Origin of the sequence: Streptomyces sp. NPDC051976, assembly GCF_040680795.1 — a bacterium.
In the GTDB taxonomy this organism is placed as follows: Bacteria; Actinomycetota; Actinomycetes; order Streptomycetales; family Streptomycetaceae; genus Actinacidiphila.
In genome coordinates this window covers 1-23,950 of sequence record NZ_JBFAXL010000020.1, presented here as the reverse complement: position 1 = coordinate 23,950, position 23,950 = coordinate 1, and the positions used below count along the sequence as shown (strand labels likewise).

23 protein-coding genes are annotated in these 23,950 nt (G+C 72.1%); 18 read left to right on the top strand and 5 right to left on the bottom strand.

Annotation, left to right across the window (positions count from 1 at the left end):
- The first annotated feature begins 76 nt into the window (after positions 1–76).
- Positions 77–1,291, top strand: a complete 1,215-nt coding sequence (locus AB0M29_RS20705; protein ID WP_365384497.1) for a hypothetical protein — start codon at positions 77–79, stop codon at positions 1,289–1,291.
- A gap of 46 nt (positions 1,292–1,337) precedes the next feature.
- Positions 1,338–1,850: a hypothetical protein gene (locus AB0M29_RS20700; protein ID WP_365384495.1), complete on the top strand. Its 513-nt coding sequence runs from the start codon at positions 1,338–1,340 to the stop codon at positions 1,848–1,850.
- Positions 1,851–2,009: 159 nt separating this feature from the next.
- On the opposite strand, the gene AB0M29_RS20695 is transcribed toward AB0M29_RS20700, so the two are convergent.
- Positions 2,010–3,008 carry a hypothetical protein gene (locus AB0M29_RS20695; RefSeq protein WP_365384493.1) on the bottom strand — a complete coding sequence of 333 codons (999 nt, stop codon included), beginning with the start codon at positions 3,006–3,008 and terminating at the stop codon, positions 2,010–2,012.
- Between the two features lie 123 nt (positions 3,009–3,131).
- Here AB0M29_RS20695 and AB0M29_RS20690 point away from each other — a divergent pair, with 123 nt between their 5' ends.
- On the top strand, positions 3,132–3,608 hold the full coding sequence (locus tag AB0M29_RS20690) for a hypothetical protein (protein WP_365384492.1): 477 nt from the start codon (positions 3,132–3,134) through the stop codon (positions 3,606–3,608).
- Positions 3,609–3,630: 22 nt separating this feature from the next.
- Here AB0M29_RS20690 and AB0M29_RS20685 read toward each other — a convergent pair whose 3' ends face one another.
- Complete coding sequence (locus AB0M29_RS20685; protein ID WP_365384490.1) at positions 3,631–4,287, bottom strand: MBL fold metallo-hydrolase; 657 nt, start codon at positions 4,285–4,287, stop codon at positions 3,631–3,633.
- A gap of 4 nt (positions 4,288–4,291) precedes the next feature.
- The gene (locus tag AB0M29_RS20680; RefSeq protein ID WP_365384488.1) at positions 4,292–5,023 is read right to left on the bottom strand and encodes a maleylpyruvate isomerase family mycothiol-dependent enzyme; all 732 of its coding nucleotides are present in this window, start codon (positions 5,021–5,023) and stop codon (positions 4,292–4,294) included.
- A gap of 207 nt (positions 5,024–5,230) precedes the next feature.
- On the opposite strand from AB0M29_RS20680, the gene uvrA reads away from it, so the two are divergent.
- Together uvrA and AB0M29_RS20670 are read left to right on the top strand one after the other, a co-directional pair.
- Positions 5,231–8,164, top strand: coding sequence for an excinuclease ABC subunit UvrA (uvrA, locus tag AB0M29_RS20675; RefSeq protein ID WP_365384487.1), 2,934 nt, complete (start codon positions 5,231–5,233; stop codon positions 8,162–8,164).
- A gap of 148 nt (positions 8,165–8,312) precedes the next feature.
- Positions 8,313–8,735: a Rieske (2Fe-2S) protein gene (locus AB0M29_RS20670; protein WP_365384486.1), complete on the top strand. Its 423-nt coding sequence runs from the start codon at positions 8,313–8,315 to the stop codon at positions 8,733–8,735.
- A gap of 54 nt (positions 8,736–8,789) precedes the next feature.
- Here the strand turns inward: AB0M29_RS20670 and AB0M29_RS20665 are convergent, their stop codons facing one another.
- Positions 8,790–9,716, bottom strand: a complete 927-nt coding sequence (locus tag AB0M29_RS20665) for a hypothetical protein (protein WP_365384485.1) — start codon at positions 9,714–9,716, stop codon at positions 8,790–8,792.
- Between the two features lie 240 nt (positions 9,717–9,956).
- Between AB0M29_RS20665 and AB0M29_RS20660 the strand changes: the two genes are divergently transcribed.
- The 11 genes from AB0M29_RS20660 (at position 9,957) to AB0M29_RS20610 (ending at position 20,828) form a co-directional block, all read left to right on the top strand.
- The gene (locus tag AB0M29_RS20660; RefSeq protein WP_365384484.1) at positions 9,957–10,547 is read left to right on the top strand and encodes a papain-like cysteine protease family protein; all 591 of its coding nucleotides are present in this window, start codon (positions 9,957–9,959) and stop codon (positions 10,545–10,547) included.
- A 4-nt stretch (positions 10,548–10,551) separates the two neighbouring features.
- A complete protein-coding gene (locus tag AB0M29_RS20655) occupies positions 10,552–11,394 on the top strand; it encodes a hypothetical protein (RefSeq protein WP_365384482.1) in 843 nt (280 codons plus the stop codon).
- An 81-nt stretch (positions 11,395–11,475) separates the two neighbouring features.
- Positions 11,476–13,578: an excinuclease ABC subunit UvrC gene (gene uvrC / locus AB0M29_RS20650; RefSeq protein ID WP_365384480.1), complete on the top strand. Its 2,103-nt coding sequence runs from the start codon at positions 11,476–11,478 to the stop codon at positions 13,576–13,578.
- The gene (gene rapZ / locus AB0M29_RS20645; protein WP_365384478.1) at positions 13,575–14,504 is read left to right on the top strand and encodes an RNase adapter RapZ; all 930 of its coding nucleotides are present in this window, start codon (positions 13,575–13,577) and stop codon (positions 14,502–14,504) included. The genes uvrC and rapZ overlap by 4 nt, the downstream gene beginning before the upstream one ends.
- Positions 14,501–15,505, top strand: a complete 1,005-nt coding sequence (gene yvcK, locus AB0M29_RS20640) for a uridine diphosphate-N-acetylglucosamine-binding protein YvcK (RefSeq protein ID WP_365384477.1) — start codon at positions 14,501–14,503, stop codon at positions 15,503–15,505. The genes rapZ and yvcK overlap by 4 nt, the downstream gene beginning before the upstream one ends.
- Entirely contained in the window at positions 15,496–16,473 is a 978-nt protein-coding gene (gene whiA, locus AB0M29_RS20635; RefSeq protein WP_365384475.1) for a DNA-binding protein WhiA, read from the top strand. Before yvcK ends, whiA begins: the two co-directional genes overlap by 10 nt.
- Positions 16,474–16,763: 290 nt before the next feature.
- Positions 16,764–17,774, top strand: a complete 1,011-nt coding sequence (gene gap, locus AB0M29_RS20630; protein WP_365384473.1) for a type I glyceraldehyde-3-phosphate dehydrogenase — start codon at positions 16,764–16,766, stop codon at positions 17,772–17,774.
- 146 nt (positions 17,775–17,920) lie between these two features.
- Positions 17,921–19,138: a phosphoglycerate kinase gene (locus AB0M29_RS20625; RefSeq protein ID WP_365384472.1), complete on the top strand. Its 1,218-nt coding sequence runs from the start codon at positions 17,921–17,923 to the stop codon at positions 19,136–19,138.
- Between the two features lie 7 nt (positions 19,139–19,145).
- Positions 19,146–19,940 (top strand): triose-phosphate isomerase, encoded by a 795-nt coding sequence (tpiA, locus tag AB0M29_RS20620; RefSeq protein WP_365384470.1) that lies wholly within the window; start codon positions 19,146–19,148, stop codon positions 19,938–19,940.
- Positions 19,941–20,084: 144 nt separating this feature from the next.
- On the top strand, positions 20,085–20,321 hold the full coding sequence (secG, locus tag AB0M29_RS20615; RefSeq protein ID WP_222968246.1) for a preprotein translocase subunit SecG: 237 nt from the start codon (positions 20,085–20,087) through the stop codon (positions 20,319–20,321).
- A gap of 171 nt (positions 20,322–20,492) precedes the next feature.
- Complete coding sequence (locus AB0M29_RS20610) at positions 20,493–20,828, top strand: RNA polymerase-binding protein RbpA (protein ID WP_073497103.1); 336 nt, start codon at positions 20,493–20,495, stop codon at positions 20,826–20,828.
- Between the two features lie 99 nt (positions 20,829–20,927).
- On the opposite strand, the gene AB0M29_RS20605 is transcribed toward AB0M29_RS20610, so the two are convergent.
- Positions 20,928–21,797, bottom strand: a complete 870-nt coding sequence (locus AB0M29_RS20605; RefSeq protein ID WP_365384467.1) for a MurR/RpiR family transcriptional regulator — start codon at positions 21,795–21,797, stop codon at positions 20,928–20,930.
- Positions 21,798–21,914: 117 nt separating this feature from the next.
- Here AB0M29_RS20605 and AB0M29_RS20600 point away from each other — a divergent pair, with 117 nt between their 5' ends.
- Together AB0M29_RS20600 and AB0M29_RS20595 are read left to right on the top strand one after the other, a co-directional pair.
- A complete protein-coding gene (locus AB0M29_RS20600) occupies positions 21,915–22,946 on the top strand; it encodes a BadF/BadG/BcrA/BcrD ATPase family protein (RefSeq protein WP_365384465.1) in 1,032 nt (343 codons plus the stop codon).
- Between the two features lie 102 nt (positions 22,947–23,048).
- On the top strand, positions 23,049–23,813 hold the full coding sequence (locus AB0M29_RS20595; RefSeq protein ID WP_365384463.1) for an SIS domain-containing protein: 765 nt from the start codon (positions 23,049–23,051) through the stop codon (positions 23,811–23,813).
- Positions 23,814–23,950: the final 137 nt, after the last annotated feature.

The following is a 23,950-nucleotide window of genomic DNA, read 5'->3' as shown; positions in this document are numbered from 1 at the left end:
CTGTCAGGAGCGGTCCGCCCCGTCGCGCTCGTACGGTGCGGAGGACCGAACGACAGAACTGGGAAAAGGGGACCGGATGTTCGCAACTCTGCGCGGCAGACTCGCCCTCGCCGTCGGATCGTGCGCCGTCGGGGCCGCGCTGCTGGGCGCCGCTGCCGTACCCGCGGGCGCCGCCCCTCCGAAGGCGGCGCCGCTGTCCGCGCGGGGTGCCGCCGCGAAGGACGCGCCGCGCGCCGCGTCGCTCACCGTGCCGCCCGGCGTCACCGCGGGGGTCGCGGTCTTCGACCGGCAGACCGGCACCTTCACCGAACAGCTCAACCAGGACATGCAGTTCCGCTCCGCGTCGGTGGTGAAGCTGCTCCTCGCCCTCGACTTCCTGTGGGGCAAGGACCCCTCCGCGCTCTCGTCGGACGACCGCACGCGGCTGGACTCCATGCTGCGCCGCAGCGACGACAACGCGGCCCAGTACTACTGGGACAACGACGGCCGTAACGACATCCTCACCCGCATGGTGTCCCGGCTCGGCCTGACGGACACCGCGCCGCCGCCTTCGGCGTACCCCGCTGTCTGGGGCTACACCGCGTTGTCCGCGGCCGACACCGTACGCGTCTACCGCTACCTGCTGGACAGCGCTCCGGCCGGGATCCGCGACCTGGTCATGGGCGATCTGCACGCGTCCGAGACATGCGGCCTCGACGGCTTCGACGAGCGCTTCGGCATCCCGTCGGTGTTCGCCCGGCCGTGGGCGGTCAAGGAGGGCTGGTCCGGCTTCGGCAACACCAGCGACTGCGCCAGTGGTGTGACGGCGGCGGCGAAGCGGCGGACCGCCGCCCAGCCGCGGACCGCCGCCCAGCCGCGGACCGCGTCGGGTGTGGACATCACCAGGCCCGCACTGCACTCCACCGGCACCGTCGGCGCGGGCGACCGCACCATCGTCGCCGTCTTCACCCTCCAGCCGCAGAACATCGCCTTCGGCAAGGCGTACTCCAACGTCAACAGCCTGGTGCGGACGCTGAACGTCCCCGGCGGCTCGCCCCTGCCCGGCACCGTCTTCGGCACCTGGAACAGCGGAGTCCACATCCGCGCGGCGGCGACCACCGCGTCCGCCGTCCTGAGCGTGCTCCCCGCGGGAGTGGACACGCTCGTCTCCTGCCAGAAGCAGGGCCAGGAGGTCTCGGTCCCGCCGTACGACAACGACTGGTGGGCCTATCTGCCGCAATACGGCGGCTACGTGAGCAACATCTACATGAGCTCACCGGACAACCAGCTCCCCGGCGTTCCCCTCTGCTGACCGCCCGTTCCCGGCCCCACCGCCCACGACACCTGGAGGTTCTCCGATGCTCTCCCCGAAGACCCGTGCCACGACCCGGCGTTCCGTCCACACGGCGGCCCGCACGCTCGCCGCCACCGTCCTGCTGGCGGGCGGCGTCGCGGTCGCGTCCGCCGCCCCCGCCCATGCCTCCGCCGCGGACTGCGTCCACGGAGCCCAGGGCTTCGTCGACATCCCCGACTGGATGCCGAACGGCACCAGCCAGGAGTCCTTCACCATGGACCCGGGCACCGCCGCGGCGGCGACCATCCACCTGGAGACGGCCAGCATCCAGGGCCAGTCCCGCGGTTACGCGGCGATCATCGGCAACACCCTTGCCGGTGACCAGTTCTGGATGGACTGGACGACCAGCTACTCCAACGGCTCCGCCAGCGGCTGGACGCAGTGCGGCCCGTTCACCGTGGGCACCGGCCAGGTGGCGACCACCCCGGCCATGCGTACCGACAACAGCCCGGCCTGGCGCTTCCGTGCCTGCGGTTCCCGCGGCGGCGGCGCGGTGCGCTGCACGCCGTGGTGGTAGCCGGTACGGCCGACGCGGTGGTCCGTACGGCCGCGCGGTCCCGGGGACCGGTGTGGCCGGACGGGCGGCGGCCCTGACGTCACGCCGGCACGGCTGTTCCCCCGGCTCGAAGCCGAGCCGGGGGAACGGTCATGTCCGTCTCCGGTCGCCGACCCGGATTCACTCGAAAGTGAGGACGAGGGAGTCAATGGCCTGTGACGGCTGTGCGGCGCCGCGCAGTCGCCCGCTCGACCAGACATCCAGATTCACCCGGTCGGTACGGTGCGGAAGGTGACGCGTGGGCACGATCCGCAGCCGGAAGTGGTGCTGGGAACCGGCGGGCAGCGCGGTGGTGAGCAGCCGGAGCGTCCGCCTGCCGGCGACGTCCCGCCAGCCGCTGCCGGTGTCGATCTGGGTCCTGAAGTCGGCGGTCAGATAAGGGCCGTTCACCGTCTCGCAGGAGGCGGGGCTGTCCTGTGAGCACGCCTGGAACCTGGCGCTCACCCCGACCCTCGGGAAGTCGCCCGACGACTCGTTGGTGAGGGTGTAGGCGTAGGTCGTCCAGCGGTGCCGGTGCAGGAGGCCGCCCTCGGGGCCGTCGGCCGAGGTCACCGAGAGCGCGGCGAGCGAGGCGTCGCGGGTGCTCGACGCGAGGGTGCGCCCCTCGTCGGTCACGGTGACGCGCACCGGGACCTTCTCGCCCTCCGCCGCCGTCGGGTAGAGCGGGATCAACTCGAAGCGCAGCAGCGTCATCCCGTGCGGCAGCGAGGCGGAGAACGCACCGGTGAACGTGGCGTGCCCGGCCTTCGCGCCCGGCGCGGCCGCCATCGCCACCGGCGTCCAGGCGCTCCGCGCGTCGGCCTTGGGGTCGCCGCGCACCTCGCTCAGCACCGCCACCTTCCGGCCGGCCGGTACGTCGATGCTCAGCGCGACGACGGCCGAGGTGCGGGCGGGCCCGTCGTTGTGCACCTCGACGCCGACGATCCCGGTCAGATGGCGCGCGTACACATCGCTGGGCATCACCGACACGGAGACCGGCGCGGCGACGGCGGTCGCGGTGCCGCTCGCGCCGCTGTTGGTCGGCGTCCCTCCGTGGCCGTGCCCGCCGCCCCCGCAGCCCGCGACGGCCAGGGCGGCCGCCGCACCGACCGCCGCCGCCGCGTATCGCACCCGCCTCATAGGTCTCCCGCACTCCCTCGTCCGGCGCCGATTCCGGACGGCAGTCTGCCACGGGCAAGCGGCCCTATCCCGGCGCATTTCCCCTGACACAAGATGTCAGGGGAGCGCTCCTAGGGTCACGGTATGGCCTTCGCGGAGAAACTCCTGCTGACGCCGCCACCGATCGAGGTGGGCGGCCGGTTCGTCAAGCGGTACCACGTGACCGCCGATCCCGAGGGAATCGCTCCGGAGGTGGAGAAGGCGGCGTACGCCCTGCTTCCCCGGCTGCTGCCGCCGCCCGACGGAACACCGGCCGCCACCTTCACCGTCCTGCACCGCGGCGGCGACGACGGCGCCTACCTCAACGTCTACAGCTGGGCCTGGGACAACGCCCTGCACTTCGCGGGCGCGGCCGCCGGACAACCCGTCCTCGGCTGCCCGGACAACGACCCCACCCACTTCGTCCCCCTCGCCCCCTCGTTCATCGGCTGCGTCTGGGAACTCCCGCCGATCCTCCACGAACGCGACGCCTGGGTCCGCCACATGCTCACCCCCGCCCACCCCGACCTCGACGCCTACCTGGCCGACTCCCTCCCCGAGGGCACGACGGGGGACCGCTGAGTCGCGGTGGACGGGCGGCGGCCTACCAGCCGCGCTCGCGCCACTCCTTGAGGTGGGGGCGCTCGGCGCCCAGGGAGGTGTCGTGGCCGTGGCCGGGGTAGACCCAGGTCTCGTCGGGGAGGGCGTCGAAGAGCTTGGTGGTGACGTCGCCCAGGAGGGAGGTGAAGGCCGCGGGGTCGTCGAAGGTGTTGCCGACGCCGCCGGGGAACAGGCAGTCGCCGGTGAAGACATGGGGGTGGCCGTGCGGGTCGTCGTAGACGAGGGCGACGCTGCCGGGGGTGTGGCCGACGAGGTGGCGGGCGGTGAGGGTGACCCGGCCGACGCTCACGGTGTCGCCGTCGTCGAGGAGCACGTCGGTGGCGACGGGGATGCCCTCCGCGTCCTCGCGGCCCGCGTAGGTACGGGCGCCGGTCGCGTCGACGACGGCCCGCAGCGCCTGCCAGTGGTCACCGTGCCGGTGCGTGGTGACCACCGAGGCCAGCCCGTCGGCGCCGACCAGCTCCACGAGGGCCTCGGCGTCGTTCGCGGCGTCGATGAGGAGCTGCTCGTCGGTCTCCCGGCAGCGCAGCAGATACGCGTTGTTGTTCATCGGTCCGACCGCGACCTTGGTGATGACGAGATCGCTCAGCTCATGCACGTCGGGGGCGCCGCCCACCGTCACTTCTCCGCTGTACGCCATGGCGTCAGCCTAGCGGCGGCAGCACCGGCAGTGGGCCGTCGGGGCTCGCCGTGAGGCCGTCGCCGGGACCGCGTCCCGACAGCCAGCAGAGCAGCGCGCGGGTGGGGCCGGAAACGGTGAGGTCCGGCGCGTCCGCGGCGCCGATGTCCCAGCCGGCGCCGGAGTCGGTGTCCCGCAGCCGGACCGCGGCGACCCCCTCGTGGCCGACCAGGCCGTCGGCGAGCAGCGCCAGCTCCCGGCCCGCGAAGTCGGCGGGCAGATCGGCGGTGGTGTAGCCGATGCCGAGGTCCACGTGGTGCAGCCGCACCTCGACCAGCCGCCGCCAGGGGATCTCGGCGGCGGCGATCACCCGGCCCGAGCGCATGGCGACCTGCGCCGCCCAGGCGGGCGGCGGGACCTGCTCCGCGGCCTCGGCCCAGCGCCGCGCCGTGGCGCGCAGATCGGCGAGCTGCGCGTCGAGCGGGCGGCCGGCGCCCTCCTCGATCTCCCGGTCGCGCGCCTCCCCGCTCGCGTACTGCGGCGTCTCGTCACCGGTGCGCGCCCAGGTGAGCAGATTGACCAGCGAGTCCGCGTTGCGCGCGAGGTGGGCCAGCAGGTGGCCCCGGGTCCAGCCGGGCAGCAGCGACGGCTCCGCGAGCGCGGCATCGGAGAGCGCGGCCACGGCGTCGAGCAGCTGCGCGGTGGCGTCGTGCACAGCGGCGGTGTCGGCGGCCGGATCAGGTCGTTGGACAGTCACGTACCGAAGCTAGCCCATGCCGCCGACAGCGGCACCGGTGCTGCCCGGCCCCCACGAACGGGTGAAGTTGGCAGAGCGATCCCGTAAATCGAATGCGCGTGCTATATGGTCGGTCTGTCGCAAGAGGAAGAAAAGCTGAGCGCACCCCGTTTAGGCTGACTGGGGGTGCCGACCCTCCCCCCGCTTCTATGAAAGGTGCGCACTGGCGTGGCCGATCGACTCACCGTCCGTGGCGCTCGCGAGCACAATCTGAAGAACGTCTCCCTCGACCTGCCACGGGACTCCCTCATCGTGTTCACAGGGCTGTCCGGATCGGGCAAGTCCTCGCTCGCCTTCGACACGATCTTCGCCGAGGGGCAGCGCCGGTACGTGGAGTCGCTGTCCTCGTACGCCCGGCAGTTCCTGGGCCAGATGGACAAGCCCGACGTGGACTTCATCGAGGGCCTGTCGCCCGCGGTCTCGATCGACCAGAAGTCCACCTCGCGCAACCCGCGCTCGACGGTGGGCACCATCACCGAGGTCTACGACTACCTCCGGCTGCTGTTCGCCAGGATCGGCAAGCCGCACTGCCCGGAGTGCCGCCGCCCGATCAGCCGCCAGTCGCCGCAGGCCATCGTCGACCGCGTGCTGGAGCTGGAGGAGGGCAGCCGCTTCCAGGTGCTCTCCCCGCTGGTGCGCGAGCGCAAGGGCGAGTTCGTCGACCTCTTCTCCGATCTGCAGACCAAGGGCTACAGCCGCGCCCGGGTGGACGGCGCCACGATCCAGCTCACCGACCCGCCCACGCTCAAGAAGCAGGAGAAGCACACCATCGAGGTGGTCATCGACCGCCTCACCGTCAAGGACGGCGCCAAGCGGCGGCTGACCGACTCGGTCGAGACCGCGCTCGGCCTGTCCGGCGGCATGGTCATCCTCGACTTCGTGGACCTGCCCGAGGACGACCCGCAGCGCGAGCGGATGTACTCGGAGCACCTCTACTGCCCGTACGACGACCTGTCGTTCGAGGAGCTGGAGCCGCGCTCCTTCTCCTTCAACTCACCTTTCGGCGCCTGCCCGGACTGCACCGGCATCGGCTCCCGGATGGAGGTCGACCCGGAGCTGATCGTCCCCGACGAGAGCAAGTCGCTCGCCGAGGGCGCCATCGCGCCCTGGACCGGCGGCATGTCCAAGGGGTATTTCGAGCGGCTGGTCGACGGCCTCGCCGAGGAGCTGGGCTTCCGCACCGACATCCCCTGGGCCGGGCTGCCCGCCCGCGCCAAGAAGGCGCTGATGTACGGCCACAAGGCCGAGGTCCGGGTGGCGTACAAGACGCGATACGGCCGCGAGCGCGCGTACAACGCCCAGTTCGAGGGCGCGGTGCCGTTCGTGAAGCGGCGGCACCAGGACTCCGAGAGCGACTCCAGCCGTGAGCGCTTCGAGGGGTACATGCGCGAGGTGCCCTGCCCCACCTGCGAGGGCAGCAGGCTCAAGCCGGTGGTGCTGGCCGTCACCGTGCAGGACCGGTCCATCGCCGAGGTCTCCGCGATGTCGATCAGCGACTGCTCGGAGTTCCTGGGCGCGATGAAGCTCGACGCCCGCGACCGGAAGATCGCCGAGCGGGTGCTCAAGGAGGTCAACGAACGGCTGCGGTTCCTGGTCGACGTCGGCCTCGACTACCTGTCGCTCAACCGCGCCGCGGGCACCCTGTCCGGCGGCGAGGCCCAGCGCATCCGGCTGGCCACCCAGATCGGCTCCGGACTCGTCGGCGTGCTCTATGTGCTCGACGAGCCGTCCATCGGCCTGCACCAGCGCGACAACCACCGGCTGATCGAGACACTGGTGCGGCTGCGCGACCTGGGCAACACCCTGATCGTGGTGGAACACGACGAGGACACCATCAAGACCGCCGACTGGGTCGTCGACATCGGCCCCGGCGCCGGTGAACACGGCGGCAAGGTCGTGCACTCGGGCTCCCTCAAGGACCTGCTGGCCAACGACGAATCGCTCACCGGCCAGTATCTGGCCGGCAAGCGCGCCATCCCCACGCCGGACGTGCGGCGCCCGATAGACCGCAAGCGGCGGCTGACGGTGCACGGCGCCCGCGAGCACAATCTGCGGGACATCGACGTGTCCTTCCCGCTCGGCGTGCTCACCGCGGTCACGGGCGTGTCGGGATCGGGCAAGTCCACCCTGGTCAACGACATCCTCTACACCCACCTCGCCCGCGAGCTGAACGGCGCGCGCAGCGTGCCCGGACGGCACACCCGCGTCGACGGCGACGACCTGGTCGACAAGGTCGTGCATGTCGACCAGTCGCCGATCGGCCGCACCCCGCGCTCCAACCCGGCTACGTACACCGGTGTCTTCGACCATGTGCGCAGGCTGTTCGCGGAGACGATGGAGGCGAAGGTCCGCGGCTATCTGCCCGGCCGGTTCTCCTTCAACGTCAAGGGCGGCCGCTGCGAGAACTGCTCGGGCGACGGCACCATCAAGATCGAGATGAACTTCCTGCCGGACGTCTATGTGCCGTGCGAGGTCTGCCACGGCGCGCGGTACAACCGCGAGACGCTCGAGGTGCACTACAAGGGCAAGTCCATCGCCGAGGTGCTCGACATGCCGATCGAGGAGGCGCTGGACTTCTTCGAGGCGGTGCCGACGATCGCCCGCCATCTGCGCACGCTCAACGAGGTCGGTCTGGGTTATGTGCGGCTCGGCCAGTCCGCGCCCACCCTCTCCGGCGGCGAGGCGCAGCGCGTGAAGCTCTCCTCCGAGCTGCAGAAGCGCTCCACCGGGCGGACCGTCTACGTACTGGACGAGCCGACCACCGGTCTGCACTTCGAGGACATCAGCAAGCTCATCAAGGTGCTGTCCGGACTGGTCGACAAGGGCAACTCGGTGATCGTCATCGAGCACAACCTCGACGTGATCAAGACCGCGGACTGGGTCATCGACATGGGCCCCGAGGGCGGCAGCGGCGGCGGTCTGGTGGTCGCCGAGGGAACCCCCGAGCAGATCGCGGGCATCCCGGCCAGCCACACCGGCAAGTTCCTGCGGGACGTGCTGGGCGCCGAGCGGGTCAGCGACGCGTCGTCGTCCGCGCCGAAGAAGCGCGCGGCGCCCGCGAAGAAGGCCGCGGCGCGCAAGCGGGCCGCGAGCAAGGCGTAAGGCGGAAGCACGTGCGGGGCGTCACAAGGACGCCGTGCCCGGCGTCACCCGCGCGCTCGCGGCGTGGCAGGGCAGAGAGGAAGCGGACAGGTTCGCGACGTAGGGTTACGGGTCGCAAGATCCCCGTCGTCGCGAACCTGGAGCACGGATGACCACCGAACTGCCCGCCTGCCGCCGTACCGTCCTGCGGGGCGCGGCCCTGGCAGGAGCCGCCGGACTCGGCCTCACCGCCTGCGGGGGATCCGGCGGCGGCTCGGCGGCCGGCCCGACCAAGGCCGTGGAGCTGGGCGCGGCCACCGAGGTGCCGGTCGGCGGCGCCAAGCTCTACCGCGAGGACAAGGTGATCGTCTCGCAGCCGCAGAAGGGCACCTACAAGGCGTTCAGCGCGGTGTGCACGCACGCGGGCTGCGTCGTCGACTCGCTGAAGGGCACCACCGTGTCCTGCCCCTGCCACGGCAGTCAGTTCGACGCGGACACCGGCGCCGTCGTCCAGGGTCCGGCCTCCAAGCCGCTGCCCGCCGTCCCGGTGACCGTCACCGGCGGCAAGCTGACCGCCGGGCCGGCGAGCTGAGCCGCACCCGTACCCGTACCCGTACCCGTACCGCGGCCCGCCGGGAGAGCGGCGTCAGCTCCACTCCCAGGCGATGCCCAGCAGTCCCGGGCTGAGCGACTCCTCGAAGAAGTGGGCGGTGCCCCGGCCGCCCAGCACCAGCTCGGTGACGCCCTGCCGGGCCGCGTCATGGGCGGCCCGGGTGAAGCGGTGGCAGCGCACCGGCAGCACCGCGGGATCGAAGGCCACCTGCAGCACGTACTGACCGCCGCCGAACGGGAAGCCGCGGACGTACTCGTCACTGGGCGGCCCGGTGCCGTCGTCGAAGCCGTAGTCCAGCAGCGCGGTGTCCCCGGCGTGCAGCCGCGCGTCGAAGAGCAGCTCGGCGACGACCACCCCGGCGCCCTCGTGGCGGCGGATCCGGCCTACCCGGCAGCCGTCCACCGCGCGCACCGCGACCCGCCGTACATCGCACCCCGGGTCGCCGTGGTGGATGGCCAGATAGCGGTCGACGCCGTCGCGGTGCGCCCTGACGACCTGCCGTGAGTCGTGTGCCAGCAGCTCCCGCCCGGCGCCGATGCGCACCCGCTCGAAGTGGGCGACGGTGTGCAGCCCGCCGTCGGCGGGGGAGCCGAGCTCGGCCAGCAGCGAGGTGACGGCGGCGGCGCTCTCCAGCAGGGAGCGGTACGGGCGGGGCGGCGGCCGGTCGCGGCCGTCGCCCGCCGCGGCGTCCCGGGGGACCAGCAGCCGCAGCAGCGAGCGCGGCGGCAGTTCCAGCACCTCCTCCAACGCCCGTACGGCGCGCAGCGACTCGGGCCGCTCGGGGCGGCGCAGCCCGCGCTGCCAGTAGCTGAGGCTGGTCACCCCGATCCGCACGCCGCGCTGCGCGAGCCGGTGCTGGACGCGGTGCAGGGCCAGCCCGCGCGCGGCGAGCGCGGCGCGCAGGGCGGCGTCGAAGGGACCGGTGCGCAGCGCCTCGGCGAGTTCGGTTCTGTGCGGCACACCTCTCCTCGGCCCGATGGCGTGAACATTCACCCCCACCAGGGCGCCACTGCCACTCCGGGAGCGGCTCTGACCTGCTGGAACACGGTCGGCGTTCACTTCCGGCCAGGGCGCGTTCACACCACGGCCGTGCACGTATTGAAGCCCGTTGACCCGTACGCGACAACCCCGCGATGCTCTCCCCAGCGTCCGGACGCGCTCAGCACCCACCCCCCACCCTCTCCGACAGGGAGGACCGCCATGCCCCGAGCATCCGGCCGCCCGCGCCCCGCGCGCGCCACCCGACGCTTCGCCGCCCTGCTCCTCGCCCTGCTCTGCGCCCTGGTCGCGGGCACCGGCACCGCGAGCGCCACCGCGAACCGCCTCGACATCACCATGCAGGCGCAGAACAACACCAATTGGTGCTGGGCGGCCAGCGGCAACACCATCGCCACCTGGTTCGGCCGCGACTACACCCAGAACCAGTTCTGCGACGCCGCCTTCAACCGCCCCCAGGGCTCCACCTGCGGCAACTCGCAGGCGTCGCTGGCCGACGTGCAGAACGCCTTCTCCTGGATGGGCATCAACTCCGGTGCGTACGTGACCGGATATCTGCGCTACGCAACGGTCCAGACCGAGATCAACAGCGGCCGCCCGGTGGAAACCCGCATCCAATGGTCGTCGGGCGGCGGCCACATGCATGTGCTGTACGGCTACGACACCGCCCAGAACTGGGTCTACTGGGGCGACCCCTGGCCGTCCAACTACCGCTACAACTGGGCGGACTACTCGTACTACGTCAGCAACAGCGACTTCTCCTGGACCCACTCCCTCTACCGGATCGGGGCGTGACGCCATGAGGAGGACCCGCACCTGGACCCGCACCTGGACCCAGACCCGCTCCCGCACCCGCACCCGTACCGCGCGAGCCGTCCCCGCCGCCCTCGCCGCGCTGTTCGCCACCACCACCCTGGTCCTGGCCGGCACCGCGCCCGCACACGCCGACAGCGGCACGCCGGGCGGCACCACGGCGGCCACCGCACGTGACGCGGTGGCCGCGCCCGCCACCACCCGACTCCTCACCCGCTTCTTCGCCCGCGACGGCGTCACCCCGCTGACCGCCGCCGCGCCGCACCTGGAGGGGCCGACCGTCACCGTCGACACCCTGGACCCGGACTTCGTGGCGGGCCGCCGCGGCGCGCCCGTCGCCCGCCCCGACTTCACCGCCACCAAGGCGGTCGCGGCGAACGGCAGCACCGCCTCGGTGTGGGCCGTGCACACCGCCCAGGGATGGAAGGTCGTCAACATCGCGACCGGCGCCGACGAGACGGAGTACGTCGCCAAGGGCAGCGCCCGGCCCGGCGGCACCGTCTTCCGCGAACCGCAGATCGACGCCTGGTACGTGCTGCGCGATGGCCGGATCCTGCCGCTCGACCCGGACGCCGTGGCGTCCGTCGGCGCCCACGGCACCACCGTGGCCGCCTACCAGCGGCTGGTCCACCGGCGGTACGGCGACAAGCTGCCGGGCTCGGCGTACGACCGGCGCGGCGAGGGCGGCGGCTTCGGGCCCGAGGCAGGGGCCGCAGGTCACACCGGCGGCGGCCGTGACCTGACGGCGCCCGCGGCGGCCGCGGGCGGCGCGCTGGCACTGGCCGCGGCGGGCACCCTGGCGGTACGCCGCCGCCGCGCCCACCGCTGACACCTGCCCGACATCCCCGGTCCCGGTGGACCTCCCGAGCCGGGACCGGGAATGTCACATCCCGCCAGTAGGGTGGGAGCCATGGCGGACCCCAGCAGCTACCGACCGAAGCCGGGCACGATCCCCGACTCTCCCGGGGTCTACAAGTTCCGGGACGAGCACGGCCGGGTCATCTATGTCGGCAAGGCCAAGAGCCTGCGGCAGCGGCTGTCGTCGTACTTCCAGGACATCACCAACCTGCACCAGCGCACCGCCACCATGGTGACCACCGCCGCCTCCGTGGAGTGGACGGTGGTCTCCACCGAGGTCGAGGCGCTCCAGCTGGAGTACTCCTGGATCAAGGAGTTCGACCCGCGGTTCAACGTCAAGTACCGCGACGACAAGAGCTACCCGTCGCTGGCCGTCACCATGGGCGAGGAATTCCCCCGCGTCCAGGTGATGCGCGGCCCCAAGCGCAAGGGAGTGCGCTACTTCGGGCCGTACGCCCACGCCTGGGCGATCCGCGAGACCGTCGACCTGCTGCTGCGCGTCTTCCCCGTCCGCACCTGCTCCGCCGGGGTGTTCAAGCGCTCGGCCCAGATCGGCCGCCCCTGCCTGCTGGGCTACATCGGTAAGTGCTCCGCGCCCTGCGTCGGCCGGATCAGCGCCGACGACCACCGCGAACTGGCCGAGGAGTTCTGCGACTTCATGGCCGGTCACACCGGCACCCACATGCGTCGCCTGGAACAGCGCATGAAGGAGGCCGCAGGCGCCATGGAGTACGAACAGGCGGCCCGGCTGCGGGACGACCTGGAGGCGCTGCGCCGCGCCATGGAGAAGAACGCGGTGGTGCTCGCCGACGCCACCGACGCCGACCTGATCGCCGTCGCCGAGGACGAACTCGAAGCCGCCGTGCAGATCTTCCACGTCCGCGGCGGCCGGGTGCGCGGCCAGCGCGGCTGGGTCACCGACAAGGTCGAGGCCGTCGACACCGCCGGCCTGGTCGAGCACGCCCTCCAGCAGCTCTACGGCGACGAGCAGGGCGACGCCGAGCAGTCGGGCGGCAGCGGCGGTGTGCCCCGGGAGGTGCTCGTCCCCGCGCTGCCCAGCCCCGCCGAGCCGGTCGCCCAGTGGCTCAGCGACCGCCGCGGCTCGCAGGTGAGCCTGCGCGTCCCGCAGCGCGGCGACAAGAAGGACCTGATGGTCACCGTGCAGCGCAACGCGCAGCAGGCCCTGGCGCTGCACAAGACCAGGCGCGCCTCTGACCTGACCACCCGGTCCCGCGCCCTGGAGGAGATCGCCGCCGCCCTCGACCTGGACACCGCGCCGCTGCGCATAGAGTGCTACGACATCAGCCACCTGCAGGGCGACGACGTGGTCGCGTCCATGGTGGTCTTCGAGGACGGCCTGGCCCGCAAGAGCGAGTACCGCCGCTTCCAGATCAAGTCGTTCGCGGGCCAGGACGACGTCCGGTCGATGCACGAGGTGATCACCCGCCGCTTCCGCCGCTATCTGCAGGAGAAGCAGCGGACCGGCGAGTGGCAGGGCGACGGCGAGGACGTGGCGGCGGACCTGCCCGGCGGTGAGGTGGGCGCGGCCGAGCCGGCGGTGTCGGGACCGATCGACCCCGACACCGGGCGGCCGCGCCGGTTCGCCTACCCTCCGCAGCTCGTCGTGGTCGACGGTGGTCAGCCGCAGGTCGCCGCCGCCCGCCGGGCCATGGAGGAGCTGGGCATCGACGACATCGCGGTGTGCGGCCTCGCCAAGCGCCTGGAGGAGGTCTGGCTGCCGGGCGACGACGACCCGGTGATCCTGCCGCGCACCAGCGAGGGCCTGTATCTGCTGCAGCGGGTGCGCGACGAGGCGCACCGCTTCGCCATCTCCTACCAGCGCACCAAGCGCGCCAAGAGCTTCAAGGCGGGCGCCCTGGACACCGTGCCCGGCCTCGGCGAGACCCGCAGGCAGGCACTGCTCAAGCACTTCGGTTCGCTCAAGCGGCTCCGCGCGGCGACCGTCGAGGAGATCTGCGAGGTCCCGGGGATCGGCCGCCGTACGGCGGAGACGGTTGCCGCGGCCCTCGCGTCCGCGGCTCCGGCCGCACCCGCGGTGAACACCGCGACTGGAGAGATCATTGAAGAGGACGACGGGACAGCCGCCGCGACCACCGCGGCCCCGTCCGACGACCATCGGGGGATGAGCGGATGAACGAGCACGAGCACGAACGGGACGGAGCACACGTGACGACCGGCGGAGCGGGAGAGGCCATCGAGGCCATCCCCGAACTGGTGATCATCTCCGGTATGTCCGGAGCGGGCCGCAGCACCGCGGCCAAGTGCCTGGAGGACCTCGGCTGGTTCGTGGTCGACAACCTGCCGCCCGCCCTGATCCCCACCATGGTGGACCTCGGCGCCCGGTCCCAGGGGAACGTCGCCCGGATCGCCGTGGTCGTGGACGTCCGCGGCCGCCGCTTCTTCGACAACCTGCGCGAGTCCCTGGCCGACCTGGCCACCCGCAGCGTCAAGCGCCGGATCATCTTCCTGGAGGCGTCCGACGAGGCGCTGGTGCGGCGCTTCGAGTCGGTGCGCCGCCCGCACCCGCTGCAGGGCTCCGGCCGGATCGTGGACGGCATCGCCGCCGAGCGCGACCTGCTGCGCGAACTGCGCGGCGACGCCGACCTGGTGATCGACACCTCCAGCCTCAACGTGCACGAGCTGCGTGCCAAGCTGGACGCGCAGTTCGCCGGTGAGGAGGAGCCGGAACTCCGGGCCACCGTCATGTCGTTCGGCTTCAAGTACGGGCTTCCCGTCGACGCCGACCTGGTGGTCGACTGCCGCTTCCTGCCCAACCCGCACTGGGTGCCGGAGCTGCGGCCGTTCACCGGTCTCAACGACGAGGTGGCCACGTATGTGTTCAACCAGCCCGGCGCCAAGGAGTTCCTCGACCGGTACGCGGAACTGCTGCACATCATCGCCGCCGGGTACCGCCGCGAGGGCAAGCGCTACGTGACGATCGCGGTCGGCTGTACCGGCGGCAAGCACCGCAGCGTGGCGATGTCGGAACGACTGGCCGCGCGGCTCGCGGCGGACGGGGTGGAGACGGTGACGGTACACAGGGACATGGGGCGCGAGTGATCAAGACGGGTCGGCGGCGGCGCACCGGCCGCCGCTCCGGGGTGCCGCCGAAGGTGGTCGCCCTCGGCGGCGGGCACGGGCTGGCCGCCTCCCTCGCCGCGCTGCGCCGGATCACCGGCGACCTGACCGCGGTGGTGACCGTGGCGGACGATGGCGGCTCCAGCGGGCGGCTGCGCGCCGAGATGGGCGTGCTGCCGCCCGGCGACCTGCGGATGGCGCTCGCCGCGCTCTGCGGGGACGACGAGTGGGGGCAGACCTGGTCCCGGGTCGTCCAGCACCGCTTCGCCAGCAAGGGCGACCTGCACGGACACGCGGTCGGCAACCTGCTCATCGTCGCCCTGTGGGAACAGCTGAACGACGAGGTCGCCGCCCTGGAGTGGGTGGGGCGGCTGCTGGGCGCGCACGGCAGGGTGCTGCCGATGTCCGCGGTCCCGCTCGACCTGCACGCGATCGTGCGCGGCCACGACCCCGACGCGCCCGACGCGATCTCGACCGTACGGGGCCAGGCCACCGTCGCGCTGACCCCCGGTGAGGTGCTGGAGGTGCAGGTCGAGCCGTCCGACCCGCCGGCCGTCCCGGAGGCCGTCCAGGCGGTGCTGGACGCCGACTGGGTGGTGCTGGGGCCCGGCTCCTGGTTCTCCTCGGTGATCCCGCACCTCCTGGTGCCGGAACTCGTCGAGGCGCTGATGACGACCCGGGCCCGCCGGGTGCTCACCTTGAACCTCGCGCCGCAGCCCGGAGAGACCGACGGATTTTCTCCGCAGCGTCACTTGGAGGTTTTGGCCCGACACGCCCCTAAACTCACCATCGACGTGGTTCTCGCCGACGAGGCCGCCGTACCCGACCGCGACAGCCTCTCCGAGGCGGCGCAGCGGTTGGGCGGCACGGTCGAACTGGCCCCGGTCGCCGCCCCCGACGGGCCGCGGCACGACCCGGAGCTGTTGGCCACCGCGTATGACCGGATTTTTCGTATGCGTGGAAGGATCGGCCCATGGCGATGACGGCAGCGGTGAAGGACGAGATCTCCCGGCTTCCCGTCACCCGGACCTGCTGCCGGAAGGCGGAGGTCTCGTCGATCCTGCGGTTCGCCGGCGGCCTCCATCTGGTGAGCGGCCGGATCGTGATCGAGGCGGAGCTGGACACCGGGATCGCCGCGCGGCGGCTCCGCAAGGACATCCTGGAGATCTTCGGGCACTCCTCCGACCTGGTCGTGATGGCGCCCGGCGGCCTGCGCCGCGGCAGCAGGTACGTGGTCAGGGTGGTGGCGGGCGGCGACCAGCTCGCCCGGCAGACCGGCCTGGTGGACGGCCGCGGGCGGCCGATCCGCGGCCTGCCGCCGCAGGTCGTCTCCGGTGCCACCTGTGACGCGGAGGCCGCCTGGCGCGGGGCCTTCCTGGCGCACGGCTCGCTCACCGAGCCCGGCCGCTCGTCCTCGCTGGAGGTCACCTGCCCCGGCCCCGAGGCCGCGCTGGCCCTGGTCGGCGCCGCCCGCCGACTGCAGATCCCGGCCAAGGCCCGCGAGGTGCGCAACGTGGACCGGGTCGTCGTCCGCGACGGCGACGCGATCGGCGCGCTGCTGACCCGGCTCGGCGCCCATGACTCGGTGCTGGCCTGGGAGGAGCGGCGGATGCGCCGCGAGGTGCGGGCCACCGCCAACCGGCTGGCCAACTTCGACGACGCCAACCTGCGCCGCTCGGCCCGCGCCGCCGTCGCGGCCGGCGCCCGGGTGCAGCGCGCGCTGGAGATCCTCGGCGACGACGTACCGGAACACCTCGCCGCCGCGGGACGGCTGCGGATGGACCACAAGCAGGCGTCGCTGGAGGAGCTGGGCTCGCTCGCCGAGCCGCCGCTGACCAAGGACGCGGTCGCGGGCCGGATCCGCCGTCTGCTGGCGATGGCGGACAAGCGCGCCTCGGATCTGGGCATGCCGGGCACCGACGCCAACCTCACCGACGAGATGGTGGGTTGACCCCTTCCGCCGGTCGCGGCGGCCGCTCCCGGGGCCGCCTCGCGGACCGTCCCGGCGGCCGTCTCAGCATGCGGAGCGGTTACCGGTTGCTACTGTCGTCACTCTCCGTCATTGCCCCGCCCACCTGCGACGATGCCGCCTGAGCGGGCGCTCAGGCGCGTTCCGGTGGCCGTCGATGGCTTGCCGATGTCACTGGGAACACGCGGGCGAGGTAGGGTCTTCACTGGTCGGGGACATCCCATATTTCGCAGCCGGAATGGATTCCGGCGTATGAGCGAGGAGATCGGTTCGTGACGATCCGCGTAGGCATCAACGGCTTTGGCCGCATCGGTCGTAACTACTTCCGCGCGCTGCTGGAGCAGGGTGCTGACATCGAGATCGTGGCTGTCAACGACCTGGGTGACACCGCGACCACCGCGCACCTGCTCAAGTACGACACCATTCTGGGCCGCCTCAAGGCCGAGGTGTCGCACACCGCCGACACGATCACCGTCGACGGCCACACCATCAAGGTCCTGTCCGAGCGCAACCCCGCCGACATCCCGTGGGGCGAGCTCGGCGTCGACATCGTCATCGAGTCGACCGGCATCTTCACGAAGAAGGCCGACGCCGAGAAGCACATCGCCGGCGGCGCCAAGAAGGTCCTCATCTCGGCTCCGGCCAAGGACGAGGACATCACCATCGTGATGGGCGTCAACCAGGACAAGTACGACGCCGCCAACCACCACATCATCTCCAACGCCTCCTGCACCACCAACTGTGTGGCGCCGATGGCCAAGGTTCTCGACGAGAACTTCGGCATCGTCAAGGGCCTGATGACGACGGTTCACGCGTACACGAACGACCAGCGGATCCTGGACTTCCCGCACTCGGACCTGCGCCGCGCCCGCGCCGCCGCCGAGAACATCATCCCGACCACGACCGGTGCCGCGAAGGCCACCGCCCTGGTCCTCCCGCAGCTCAAGGGCAAGCTGGACGGCATCGCCATGCGCGTCCCGGTCCCCACCGGCTCGGCCACCGACCTGGTCGTCACGCTCCAGCGCGAGGTCACCAAGGACGAGGTCAACGCCGCGTTCAAGAAGGCCTCCGAGGACGGCGACCTCAAGGGCTTCCTGACGTACACCGAGGACCCGATCGTCTCCTCGGACATCGTCAGCGACCCGGCCTCCTGCACCTTCGACTCCTCCCTGACCATGGTCCAGGAGGGCAACACGGTGAAGATCCTCGGCTGGTACGACAACGAGTGGGGCTACTCCAACCGCCTCGTCGACCTCACGGTCTTCGTCGGCGGCCAGCTCTGACGTCGTAGCCGACGCACAGCGATGTGAGTGACAGGGTCCGGACGGGCGCGACGAAGCGCCGGTCCGGACCCTGTTTCCTTGGCGCCCGCGTACGCGTCCCGGCGCCGAACTCGTAGTGGTACCCGCACTCGTAGGAGACCTTAACGATGCAGACGATCGACGACCTGATCAGCCAGGGGCAGGTGGCGGGCAAGCGGGTCTTCGTCCGCGCCGACCTCAATGTGCCGCTCGACGGCTCGACCATCACCGACGACGGCCGGATCCGCGCCGCCGTCCCGACCGTCACCAAGCTCGCCGCCGCGGGCGCCCGGGTGATCGTCGCCTCCCACCTGGGCCGCCCCAAGGGCGAGCCCGACCCGGCGTTCTCGCTCGCGCCGGTCGCCGCGCGGCTGGGCGAACTGCTCGGCAAGGACGTGGCGTTCGCCGCCGACACCGTCGGTGACAGTGCCGCGGCCACCGTGGCCGGGCTCGCCGACGGCGAGGTGGCCCTGCTGGAGAACCTCCGCTTCAACGCGGGCGAGACGGCCAAGGACGACGCCGAGCGCGGCGCCTTCGCCGACCGGCTCGCCGCGCTCGCCGACACCTACGTCGGTGACGGCTTCGGCGCGGTGCACCGCAAGCACGCCTCCGTGTACGACCTGCCCGCGCGGCTGCCGCACGCCGCAGGCGGGCTGATCGCCACCGAGGTCGGCGTACTGAAGAAGCTCACCGAGGACGTCTCGCGCCCCTACGCGGTGGTGCTGGGCGGCTCCAAGGTCTCCGACAAGCTCGGGGTCATCGACCACCTGCTGGAGAAGGCCGACCGCATCCTGGTCGGCGGCGGCATGGTCTTCACCTTCCTCAAGGCCCAGGGCCACGAGGTCGGCAAGAGCCTGCTGCAGGAGGACCAGATCCCGGTCGTCACCGAGTACCTGGAGCGCGCCAAGGCCAAGGGCGTGGAGTTCGTGCTGCCGGTCGACGTGATCGGCGCCACCGAATTCCCCGACCTGAAGACCAAGGCGCCGTCCACCCCGGTCACCGCGGCCGTGGACGCGATCCCGGCCGACGTGCTCGGTCTGGACATCGGCCCCGAGTCCCGCAAGCTCTTCGCCGCCAAGCTCGCCGACGCCGCCACCATCTTCTGGAACGGCCCGATGGGCGTCTTCGAGCACCCGGACTTCGCCGACGGCACCCGTGCGGTCGCCCAGGCGCTGCTGGACTCCCCGGCCTTCAGCGTGGTCGGCGGCGGCGACTCGGCCGCCGCGGTCCGCATCCTGGGCTTCGACGAGAACGCTTTCGGCCATATTTCGACCGGCGGCGGCGCCAGCCTCGAGTACCTCGAGGGCAAGACGCTGCCCGGACTCGCCGCACTTGAGGAGAACTGACACCCCCATGACCGAGCCGACCGACCAGACCCCCCGTACCCCGCTGATGGCGGGGAACTGGAAGATGAACCTCAACCACCTCGAGGCCATCGCCCACGTCCAGAAGCTGGCCTTCGCGCTCGCGGACAAGGACTTCGCCGCCGTCGAGGTCGCCGTACTGGTGCCGTTCACCGATCTGCGCTCCGTGCAGACCCTGATCGACGGCGACAAGCTGAAGATCAAGTACGGTGCCCAGGACGTGTCGGCGCAGGACTCCGGCGCCTACACCGGCGAGATCTCCGGGCCGATGCTCTCCAAGCTCAAGTGCGCCTACGTCGCCATCGGGCACTCCGAGCGGCGGCAGTACCACGGTGAGAACGAGGAGATCGTCAACGCCAAGGTGAAGGCCGCCTACCGGCACGGCCTGACCCCGATCCTGTGCGTCGGCGAGGGCCTGGACGTCCGCAAGGCCGGCCAGCAGGTCTCGCACACCCTGGCCCAGCTCGACGGCGCCCTCAAGGGCGTCTCCGCTGACCAGGCGGCCTCCATCGTGATCGCCTACGAGCCGGTCTGGGCGATCGGCACCGGCGAGGTGGCCACCCCCGAGGACGCCCAGGAGGTCTGCGGGGCGATCCGCGGGCGGCTGGCCGAGCTGTACGACCCGACGCTGGCCGCCGGTGTGCGGATCCAGTACGGCGGCTCCGTGAAGGCGTCCAACGTGGCCGCGATCATGGCCCAGCCCGACGTCGACGGCGCCCTCGTGGGCGGCGCCGCACTGGACGCGGAGGAGTTCGTCAAGATCGTCCGCTTCCGCGATCAGTGAGCCCGCGAGCACACTGGGCGATGGCCGGCAACCCGACAGTGGGCTGACCGGGCATTCACGAAGTACCCTGTCGGGGCCGGACCGGCGTGACCGCGCCATCCGGCCCCGCGCCGTTGTCATGTAGTCGAGAGAGTTGGTCCAGCCGTGGTCATCGGGTTCTCCATCGCCCTCATCATTTTCAGCCTGCTGCTTCTGCTGCTCGTGCTGATGCACAAGGGGAAGGGCGGCGGCCTGTCGGACATGTTCGGCGGTGGCATGCAGTCCTCCGTCGGCGGCTCCTCGGTGGCCGAGCGCAACCTCGACCGGATCACCGTCGTGGTGGGTCTGCTGTGGTTTGCCTGCATTGTCACCCTTGGTCTGGTGATGAAGTACCAGAAGTGAGCCCGGCGTCCGACTCCTGCGCATCTGGGGAGAACTGACGCCTCGTCGCCACCCCGGCTTACTATGGGGGGACGTCCTCGGGGGCCAGGCCGTGCGCCTGCCACTGGACGGCACGTAAGGTCTCCGTAAACTGGGCGACCTCGCAGCACCATCACGCAGGGAGTTACGACCGTGGCAAGTGGCAACGCGATCCGTGGAAGTCGGGTCGGAGCGGGGCCGATGGGAGAGGCGGAGCGCGGCGAGTCCGCGCCGCGCCTCCGCATCTCCTTCTGGTGCTCGAACGGGCACGAGACCCAGCCGAGTTTCGCCAGCGACGCGCAGATCCCGGAGACCTGGGACTGCCCGCGCTGCGGCTTCCCGGCCGGGCAGGACGAGGAGAACCCGCCGGCGCCGCCGCGTACCGAGCCGTACAAGACGCACCTCGCCTACGTCCGGGAGCGGCGCAGCGCCGCCGACGGCGAGGCGATCCTCGCGGAGGCGCTCGCGAAGCTCCGCGGCGAGATCTAGGTCGCAGGGAAACGCCCTCGTCCGCCGGGCAGGCTCATGGTGTGAGCCCGCCCGGCGGATGAGGGCTTCTCCGTGTCCGGGGTGCGGGCTCCGGCCTGCTCAGCGCCTGCGCGGCCGGGCCGTGTGGGCGTCGGCGATATGGCCCGTCAACGCGATGGAGGCCGTCGCCCGGTCATAGGTGAGCTGGGCGACCCGGGCGTAGAGGCAGTCGACGATCAGCAGCACCGAGTGGCGGGTGCCGAAGTTGCCCCGCCGGAAGCTGGTCTCGCCCGAGTACGAGGTCAGCGTCACATCGGCGGCCTGGGCGATCGGTGCCCGCGGGTCACCGGTGACGGCCACGGTGAAGGCGCCGCGCCCGGCGGCCAGCCGCAGCGGCTCCAGCACCTCGCGGGTGCCACCGGAGTGGGAGACCGCCACCACCGCGTCGGAGGGCGTCAGCAGGGCCGCGGAGGTCTCCGCCGCGTGCACCTCGGTCCAGGCGCGCGCCGCGCAGCCGATGCCGAACAGCCGGGCCTCGGTCTCCCTGGCCACGATCCCCGAGCCGCCCACCCCGTACACATCGATCCTGCGGGCCCTGGCGAGCGCCTGTGCGGCCCGTTCCAGCGCTTCCCGGTCCAACCGGTCGGCAGTGTGCCGCAGCGCCCGCAGATCGGCCTCCGCGACCACCGCGATGACCCGCTCCAGATCGTCCTCGGGCCCGATCTGCGGCCCGAGCGCCGCACTGCCCGGCGGCTCCGCCTCGCTGCGCCCCAGCTCCTGCGCCAGCTCGATCAGCAGCTGCTGGTACGAGTCCAGGCCCAGCGCCCGGCAGAAGCGGGTGACGGTGGCCTGCGAGGTGCCCGTACGGCGGCCCAGCTCGGCGGCGGAGCCATGGGTGGCGGCGGCCGGGTCGGCCAGCACCAGCTCGCCGACCTTGCGCAGGGAACCGGACATCCTGGGCAGTTCGGAGCGGATGAGCGGGGTGATCATGACGACTCGTCTCGGCGGGGGCGGGCGGAGGGTGGTGGACCGTCCCGGACATCGACGCTGCGCGTCGGCGCCGCGGGACTTGCACCCTGGTGAATCTATCAACCACCATTCGTGGCAATGAATGAAATCTACAGCCGAGGCCGTCGGGATCTGGTCATCGGCGTCGACGCGGGCGGCACGCGCACCCGGGCGTATCTCGCCCCTCTCGTGGCGGCGGGGTGGGACGGGGGCGAGGGCGACGGGACCGCGCTCGGCCGTGGCGCCGGGGGTCCGGGCAACGCGCTGAGCGTCCGCCGCCCCGAGCTGACCCGGCATCTGACCGACGCGATCGCCGCTGCCGTGCCCGCCGCGGACCGGCACCGGGTGGCGGCCGTCTTCGGCGGCTTCGCGGGCTCGGCGGTGGGGGTGGGCCCCGAACGCGGCCGCGGGCTGGCGCTCTCGTGCCTGGAGGACGCGCTGGCGGCCAACGGGATCACCGCGGCGGCCGTCGACGTCGGCGGTGACACCGAGGTCGCGCTCGCCGCCGCCCCCGGCGCGCCCGCGGACGGCCTGGTGCTGATCGCGGGCACCGGCGCCATCGCGACCCGGCTCACCGACCGCCGCAGGGCCGCCGTCGTCGACGGCCACGGCTGGCTGCTCGGCGACGAGGGCAGCGGCTTCTGGCTCGGCGGCCACGCGGTGCGCGCCGCCCTGGAGGCGCTGGACGGCCGCGGGCCCTGGACCTCCCTGGTCGCGGAGGTCGCCGCGCACCACCTGCCGCGGGGGTCGTACGAGCCGGTGGGCGCGGTCCGGCCGCTCGCCGGGCCCGAGGAGCGGCACCGGCTGGCCGAGGCCGTCGTGACGAGCGCCTACGCCCGGCCCCCGGCCCGGCTGGCCGAGCTGAGCCTGGCGGCCGTCCGGGCGGCGGCCGAGGGTGACGCGGTCGCGCTGCGGCTGCTCGACAGCGCCGCCGATCTGCTGGTCGCGAGCGTACGGGCGCTGGAGCCGCGGGCCGGTGAGCCGCTGGTGCTGACCGGCGGGCTGCTCGGTCCCGGCGGCCCGCTGCTGGAACGCGTCACCGCACGGCTCGACGGGCTGGACTTGCGGATCTTCCCGGTGGCGGACGGCGGCGCCGGCGCGGCGGCGCTGGCCCGGCTGCTGCCGCGCTGAGCGGCCCGGGGCGGCTTGACGTCACTCGGCAGGGTGGTTCATTGTTTCAGTGACAGTGCGAGATGATGAATCATCCAACCCATCCAGCAAGGGGGCTCGGCCATGGCCGAAGCACAGCTCAGCGCCGCACGGTTCGCCGACGAGGGGCGCGCCGCCGTCGAGCGTGCCATCGAGGCCAACAAGGACTCCGTCGCCGCCGCGGGACGGCTGTTCGCCGACTGCGTGGCCGCCGACGGCGTCATCCACGGCTTCGGCACCGGCCACTCCCAGGCCACCGTCCTGGAGATCGTCGGCCGGGCCGGCGGGCTGATCCCCACGAACCGCATCGGCCTGGCCGACCTCGTGCTGCGCGGCGGCGAGGACCGCGCGGTGCTCGCCGACCCGCTGCTGGAACGCTCCCCGGGCCTGGCCAGGCGGCTGTACGAGCTGTCCGCGCCGCGGCCGCAGGACCTGTTCGTGATCGTCTCCAACTCCGGTGTGAACAACTCCGTCGTCGACATGGCGCTGCACGTCAAGGAGGCGGGCCACCCGCTGGTCGCGCTCACCTCGCTGATCCACACCCGCGCCGTCCCCGCGCTGCACCCCAGCGGCGAGCACCTCGCCGACATCGCCGACGCCGTACTCGACAACTGCGCCCCGGCCGGGGACGCGCTGCTGCCGCTGCCGGACGGCGGCGCGCTCTGCGGCGTCTCGACCATCACCTCGGCGATGCTGGTGCAGATGGTGGTGGCCGAGGCCGTCGGCCTGCTCACCGCCGAGGGCCACGAGGCACCGGTCTACATCTCCGCCAACCTGCCCGGCGGCTTCGAGCGCAACGCGGTCCTTGAACAGCGCTACGCGGGCCGCCTCCACCGCGGCGGCTTCTGACCCGCCGCCGATCCACTCCCCGCCACCCCCTGCCGGGTGTTCTCCCTGGTCTTGTGTCCTGAACATGAAAAGGAGTTGGTCGTAGGCAACTTCTGGAAGTGATGCTGTGCGGAAGATGAAGGTTTTGTGGCCCTTCA